Annotated in this window: 6 protein-coding genes; 3 read left to right on the forward strand and 3 right to left on the reverse strand. The window is 35.9% G+C overall.

Going from position 1 to position 6687, the window contains the following annotated elements; all coding sequences use genetic code 11:
* Both AACZ30_RS12195 and AACZ30_RS12200 read left to right on the forward strand, forming a co-directional pair.
* Nucleotides 1-275, forward strand: a 275-nt coding sequence (locus AACZ30_RS12195) for an aspartate/glutamate racemase family protein (RefSeq protein WP_339649640.1), incomplete at its 5' end; no start/stop codon positions are given.
* A 70-nt stretch (nucleotides 276-345) separates the two neighbouring features.
* Nucleotides 346-747 (forward strand): hypothetical protein, encoded by a 402-nt coding sequence (locus tag AACZ30_RS12200; protein ID WP_339649641.1) that lies wholly within the window; start codon nucleotides 346-348, stop codon nucleotides 745-747.
* 74 nt (nucleotides 748-821) lie between these two features.
* Here the strand turns inward: AACZ30_RS12200 and serA are convergent, their stop codons facing one another.
* Together serA and azu are read right to left on the reverse strand one after the other, a co-directional pair.
* The gene (serA, locus tag AACZ30_RS12205; RefSeq protein WP_093303604.1) at nucleotides 822-2714 is read right to left on the reverse strand and encodes a phosphoglycerate dehydrogenase; all 1893 of its coding nucleotides are present in this window, start codon (nucleotides 2712-2714) and stop codon (nucleotides 822-824) included.
* A 317-nt stretch (nucleotides 2715-3031) separates the two neighbouring features.
* Complete coding sequence (gene azu, locus AACZ30_RS12210) at nucleotides 3032-3580, reverse strand: azurin (RefSeq protein WP_339649644.1); 549 nt, start codon at nucleotides 3578-3580, stop codon at nucleotides 3032-3034.
* A gap of 175 nt (nucleotides 3581-3755) precedes the next feature.
* Here azu and AACZ30_RS12215 point away from each other — a divergent pair, with 175 nt between their 5' ends.
* The gene (locus AACZ30_RS12215; RefSeq protein ID WP_339649646.1) at nucleotides 3756-5900 is read left to right on the forward strand and encodes a M3 family metallopeptidase; all 2145 of its coding nucleotides are present in this window, start codon (nucleotides 3756-3758) and stop codon (nucleotides 5898-5900) included.
* Nucleotides 5901-5974: 74 nt separating this feature from the next.
* On the opposite strand, the gene AACZ30_RS12220 is transcribed toward AACZ30_RS12215, so the two are convergent.
* Nucleotides 5975-6574 (reverse strand): hypothetical protein, encoded by a 600-nt coding sequence (locus AACZ30_RS12220; protein WP_339649648.1) that lies wholly within the window; start codon nucleotides 6572-6574, stop codon nucleotides 5975-5977.
* Nucleotides 6575-6687 lie beyond the last annotated feature (113 nt).

Consider the following 6687-nt stretch of genomic DNA (forward strand, 5'->3'; position numbering starts at 1 on the left):
ACCACCAAATTGAAACTATAATTCCATCGCAGGAACATATTGATGAAACCCACAGGTTTATTTCTGAAGAATTAACGCAGGGAAATTTTACCGAAACAGCAAAGAACTTCTATTTAGAGCAAATGCAACTACTACAAGATCGTGGCGCAGATGCGATAATTTTGGGCTGTACCGAACTGCCAATGCTTATTAAAGAAAAGGATACCGAAATTCCTCTTCTTGATACTACAAGGCTACACGCCCAATTAGCTACAGAATTTATTTTGAAAGATTAAGGCACTTTTTCTTCCAAATTTTACGCAACCATTATACGTTTTCTGTATCTTATAGAAAATAGTTAATTGTATGCTACATAGATTTATTTTACTCGTCGGAATCCTTTTATTCACTTTTTCCTGCGGAAAAGAGGAAAAAAGAGAATGCAACGGAATTTGCACCGAAGAATTTAGAAGTATTAGTGTTGAATTAACAAACGCTGAAGGAAACCCGGTAGTTTTAGACAGTATTGCGCTTAGAGATATTACCAACAATCGCGAAATTGACCTTAATTCTACAGAAAATGCAGGAAATGGGTTTTATTCCATTTTCAATGATAATTTAGTTCCTGAGTATAAAAATGAAGAAATAAATCTTCTTTTTAAAGGATTTCAGGAGGAAAATTTAATACTGGAACAGGAATATAAAGTTGGTGCAGATTGCTGCCACATTTACCATGTTTCAGGACCTTTGAAAATTCAGTTAAATTAAACAAAAAAATCCCGGCTGCTATTTCTTTAAGTTGAAAATAACCCCGGGATATATTTTTTCAGTAAAAATTTTTTCTAATATAAAACTCTAAAACGTATCGTGCCTTTTAGGCCTTTTAGATCTTTAATTACTTTTTTATCGTATTTCTTATCAATATCGGTAATTACATAACCAATAGTTTCATTGGTTTTTAAATACTGGCCCTCAATATTAATATCATGCCCGGCAAGAATCCTGTTGATCTCTGCCAGAATTCCCGGCCTGTTTTCGTGAATATGAATTAGCCTATGTGCATTTTGAAGCACCGGTAATTGTAAGTTGGGGAAGTTAACCGAGTTGGTGGTGCTTCCGGTATTTATATATTCTATAATTTTTCCCGGAACAAAATTCCCAATATTTTCCTGGGCTTCCAGGGTACTTCCACCAATATGAGGCGTTAAAATCACGTTTGGTAAATTCCTTAATTCAGAAACAAATTCTTCATTATTGGTTTTAGGCTCCTGCGGATAAACATCTATGCCCGCCCCCATTATTTTTCCAGATTCTATATTCTTTTTAAGCGCCTTAATATCTACTACGTGCCCCCTGCTTAAATTCAGGAAGATCACGTTATCTTTCATATAACCAAATTCCTTTTCCCCAATAATATCTTTATTTTCCTTTCTTCCGTCTACGTGAAGGGTCACAATATCTACAGTTTCAAGAAGTTCTTTTAGGGAATTACACTTGGTAACATTACCCATTGGTAATTTTTCTTCAACATCGTAGTAATAAACATCAAAACCAACAGATTCTGCAACTACCGAAAGCTGAGCACCTATATTTCCATAACCAATAATCCCCAGTTTTTTACCCCTGGTTTCAAAACTATTGTTAGCCGATTTCTCCCATTTCCCTTCGTGCATTAAGCGCATTTTATCGGGCAGGTTACGCATCAATAAAATAATCTCTCCAATAGCCAGTTCTACCACAGATCTTGTGTTACTGTAAGGCGCATTAAAAACTGCAACTCCTTTCTTTAAGCAGGCCTGAAGATCTATTTGGTTGGTTCCTATACAAAAAGCACCTACGGCAATTAAGCGATTGGCATTTTCCAGAACTTTTTCGGTTAAATGTGTTTTAGAACGAATCCCGATTACCGATACATCTTTAATTTTTTCACAAAGTTCGTCTTCATCCATAGCACCTGGATGTACGGTTACATTATAACCTTCTTTCTTCATAATATCTACTGCATCCTGGTGCACATTTTCAAGAAGAAGTACGTTAATTCTATTTTTTGGGTAAGAGATTGCTTTGTTCATATTGTGTACAAATAAAAATTCGTCTAAACTTGGTGTGATATGGTCTGCCTTTTCAAGAATATTTGCCCTTTCTACATTTTCGGTGAAGGCATAAAACTTATTGGCGAGTCCGGCGGCTTTAATTTCATAATCGGTATAACCATCACCAATTACGTAAACATCGCCTTTTAACTTTAATCTTTTAAGTTGCTCTACTTTGCCGTTATTTGAAGAAAGCACGTTTTCCTTATCAAAACCTACAATCTCACCATCTTCATCAAACTCAAAAGTATTGGCAAAAACATTTTCGGGCTTAACCCCATACGGTTCAACTATAGGAACAATAAATTCTTTAAAACCGTTGGAAACAATATAGATATTTTCGTGATGATCGTTAAAAAACTCCCGGTTTCTAACAAATGAAGAAGATACCCGCTCACTTAAGTTTTCTACCAATTTTGGCAAATCACTTTTATTGGCTTTTAGAAGCCGAATTCGCTCTACCAGGGATTCTCTAAAAGAAATTTCTCCTTTCATTCCCTTATCGGTTAAAGCTTCTACTTCATCAAGGTTTTTTTGCTTATCGGGATCGTTGGCCAGTGATATTTCTCCCAAAACATCCAGGGCTTCTACCTGGGTAAATGTACTGTCAAAATCTATTACAAAGTGCTTGTTCTCACTCATATTTAAGGTACTCTAAAATGAAGCCTAAAACTACTATTTTTAGCAATCTTAGCGTACCAATTTCAGTAAAAATACACGGTCAAAATTTTGGCTATGGTAATATTTTCAACAATTCATAAAATGAGCTGCTATAAAATACAGAGCTTATAAAAACCGTTTGAAATTAGTAGTTAAAAATGAAATTTCTTCGGTTTTTCAAATAAAAATCTTTTAGAAAAAATTAAAATCAGAACTCAAATAACCTCTCTAAAACAAAAATGCCTTTACTAAACGGAAATCTCCGCAGTAAAGGCATTTCTAAAAATTAAAAAATTCTCTTATTCTACGATAAATTTACCTTTCATCACAGAATAGTGACCTGGGAAGCTACAAATAAAATCATATTCACCAGCTTCAGGAGCTTCAAATTCTATGGTTACTTCTTCTCCGCCACCAATCATTTTAGTGTGGGCAATAACCGCATCAGTTCCTTCAGGAATATAATCGTTATCCTTAGCCTGTACAGCTTTCTGTCCAAATTCGTTAATTACGGTACCTTGAGTTAGCAATACCCAGTTATGGCCCATCACGGTTTTTTCCATCTCACCAACGTGTTTTAAAGTAAGCCTAACGGTTTGCCCGGGCTTTACTTTAATCTCGTCTTTATTAAAACGCATTTGGTCATTTCCTTCAATAGTCACCTCAACCACATCTTCGTCTGAAGAATTCATTTCTGAAGCAGATTTATCTGTGGCGGCTTCAGTTTGAGACTGTGGGCTGGTACCATCTCCAATAGTAATTTTATCCTCCTTTTCTTCTTTTTTATCTCCGCAGGCAATCATTGCTACGGCTCCTAAAATCAATACAGTTTTGCTTAAAAATTTCATATTTACTTATTTATAGTTTGTAATTAGTTATTTACAATATCAAAGATAAATTATTTTTAATTGTTAATGTATTTAAGTCTTAATTTTTCATATTTCAGGGAATTTATAAATGTTCTATAGCAGCCAATTTTCCCAAAATCCTTACCTTCATAGATTAGAAATAAAACCACACAAAATGAAAAAAAACATTATAAAAGGCCTGGGAATTTTTGCGCTGGTCGCAGGATTTCAAGCTAATTCCCAGGAACAAAACCCCAAACAGAATATGGATAACATTTTACTTGCTGAATGGACTGGCCCTTATGCCGGCGTTCCCGCTTTTGATAAAATGCAGGTAGAACTTGTAAAACCCGCAATGCTTAAAGCGATGGATGCGCATCTTGCTGAAATCGATAAAATTACCCAAAATCCTGAACCGGCAACTTTTGAAAATACTATTGTACCTTTTGAAGATTCTGGCGATCTTTTAAACAGGGTATTTACTTATTACGGTATATTTAGCAGCAATGTTTCCAGTCCTGAATTTAGGGAAATACAGCGCGAACTTTCTCCGGAAATTTCTGAATACAGCTCAAAAATTTCTCAAAACACAGAACTATTCGAAAGGATTAAAACCGTTTATGAGAATTCAGAAGAAAATCCGCTACCGGCTCCCGAGCAACGCGTAATTGATCTTATTTATGAAGAATTTGCGATGGAAGGCGCCAATTTAAACGAAGAAGATAAAAAGCATTACGCCAAAATAAACAGTGAACTGTCTGAATTATATACCAAATTCTCTAATAATGTTCTTGCTGAAGAAGAAAACTACATTGTTTATTTAACCGAAGATCAACTTAGCGGTCTTCCGGAATCTTATGTGAAAGCTGCAGCGAGCACTGCTAAAGCCAATGGAGAAGCAGGGAAATATGCCGTAACCAACACGCGCTCTTCTATGGATCCGTTTTTAACTTATTCTGATGAACGTGAACTGCGTGAAAAAGTTTGGAAAAACTATTATTCACGAGGTGATAATGATGATGAATTTGATAATAATGAGGTGATTAAAAAAATCCTGAAACTTCGCGATGAACGAGTAGAACTATTGGGATACGAGAATTTTGCGCAATGGCGTTTACAAAACCGAATGGCTAAAAACCCAGAAAACGCAATGGAACTTATGGAAGCCGTTTGGCCGGCTGCCCTTGCCCGCGTAGAAGAGGAAGTAAAAGATATGCAAGCTGTAGCCGATGGTGAAGGTGCTAATATTACCATTAAACCCTGGGATTATAGATATTATGCAGAAAAAGTAAGAAAAGAAAAATACGATCTTGATAGTGAGGAAGTAAAGCAGTATTTAGAACTGGGCAACCTAACCGATGCGCTTTTCTATACCGCTGGTGAGCTTTTTAATTTCGAGTTTAAACCGGTAGAAGAAGGTAGCGTCCCTGTTTTTCACGAAGATGTAAATGTTTGGGAAGTAACCGATAAAGATTCTGGCGAACTTATTGGGCTTTGGTATTTAGATCCTTTTGCCCGCCAGGGAAAACGTTCAGGTGCCTGGGCAACTACCTATAGAAGTTATTCTGAATTAGAAGGCGCAAAACCCGTTTTAGCATCCAATAATTCTAACTTTATAAAACCAGCTCCCGGAGAACCCGTTTTAGTTTCCTGGGATGATGCTGAAACTTTTTTCCACGAATTTGGCCACGCGCTACACTTTTTAGCTGCAGATATTAAATACCCAACCCTAAACAGCGGTGTTCGTGATTATACCGAGTTTCAATCGCAATTACTGGAACGTTGGTTATCTACAGATGAGGTGATAAACCGCTTTCTAAAACATCATGAAACCGGGGAAGTAATTCCAGATGAATTAGTAGCTAAAATTAAAAAAGCAGCTACTTTCAATCAGGGATTCGCTACCACCGAGTTTTTAGCTTCGGCTTTAATGGATATGAAATACCATACCACAGATCCCGATAAAATTGAACCGAGAAAGTTTGAAAAAGAAACTTTAGACGAACTGGGAATGCCAGATGAAATTGTGATGCGTCACCGTTCTCCGCACTTTGGACACGTATTTTCAGGTGAAGGTTATGCTACCGGATATTACGGCTATTTATGGGCAGATGTATTAACCTCTGACGCTGCGGAAGCTTTTGCTGAATCTCCCGGAGGATTCTACGATGAGAATATGGCAGAAAAATTGGTGAAATATCTGTTTGCGCCAAGAAACGCAATGGATCCCGCTGAAGCTTATCGAAAATTTAGAGGCCGTGATGCAGAAATTGATGCGTTAATGCGTGACCGTGGCTTCCCGGTACCTGAAGAAAAATAAAATATCGAAGAAAATTTTGTGAAACCTGCCTTCAAAACTTCATTTAGGCAGGTTTTTTATTTATACTATTTCAATTATTCAATGGCTTTAGCTACGAGTTTTTCGGGGCCAGCCATAAATCCATATAAGTGCAATTTATCTGCGGTAATTTTCTCAATGGGTACCGCAGTAATTGGGTTACCATAACGATGAATTACCAGGAAATACGTTTCATCTATTTTCTTTAAATATGAATGCATAATTTTACTATCGGGATGATTTTGAAAATCTATTTCGAAATTTTTGCCACCCCGTTCTAAATTGTATTTTTTCTGTTTAATTTTTGCAGCGTTTAAATCTGTTTTAGTGGGAACTAATCTTATATAATCTATAGGTTGTTCCAATCTTTCTGAAGAAATACTTAATCGGTTAGGGTTTTTAAAACTGAAATCGGCAAAGGCGAGTGTATCTATTTTCAACTTGTTATCTTCAGTTTGATATGCAGTTTTTGTCACAAATTGATCAAAATTATAGTGAGATAAGGAATCTTCACTCACTTCCATTAAATGTATTCCGGGAAAACCACCAAAGCTTTTATTTCCCGAGACAATCCATTTTCCTTCTAATTCCTGCGCAGTAATTGATGTGCTTAATAACAAAATAAAAAAGACAAAACAGCTATCAATAAATTTCATAATTCTACATTTTAAGTTGAACAATAATTTATAAAATAGCCGGCTAAAAACCTTATTTATTCGATAGTTTTCTTATTATTTAGATGAAAAACGGAATTATAAGTGTTTGTAGG

The organism is uncultured Salegentibacter sp. (assembly GCF_963972535.1).
Lineage (GTDB): Bacteria > Bacteroidota > Bacteroidia > Flavobacteriales > Flavobacteriaceae > Salegentibacter.

What these genes read in the sequence shown, in the direction of transcription:
- AACZ30_RS12220 (WP_339649648.1), bottom strand. Translation starts at nt 6,574, where the DNA reads ATGAAATTTATTGATAGCTGTTTTGTCTTTTTTATTTTGTTATTAAGC.
- AACZ30_RS12200 (WP_339649641.1), top strand. Translation starts at nt 346, where the DNA reads ATGCTACATAGATTTATTTTACTCGTCGGAATCCTTTTATTCACTTTT.
- serA (WP_093303604.1), bottom strand. Translation starts at nt 2,714, where the DNA reads ATGAGTGAGAACAAGCACTTTGTAATAGATTTTGACAGTACATTTACC.
- AACZ30_RS12215 (WP_339649646.1), top strand. Translation starts at nt 3,756, where the DNA reads ATGAAAAAAAACATTATAAAAGGCCTGGGAATTTTTGCGCTGGTCGCA.
- azu (WP_339649644.1), bottom strand. Translation starts at nt 3,580, where the DNA reads ATGAAATTTTTAAGCAAAACTGTATTGATTTTAGGAGCCGTAGCAATG.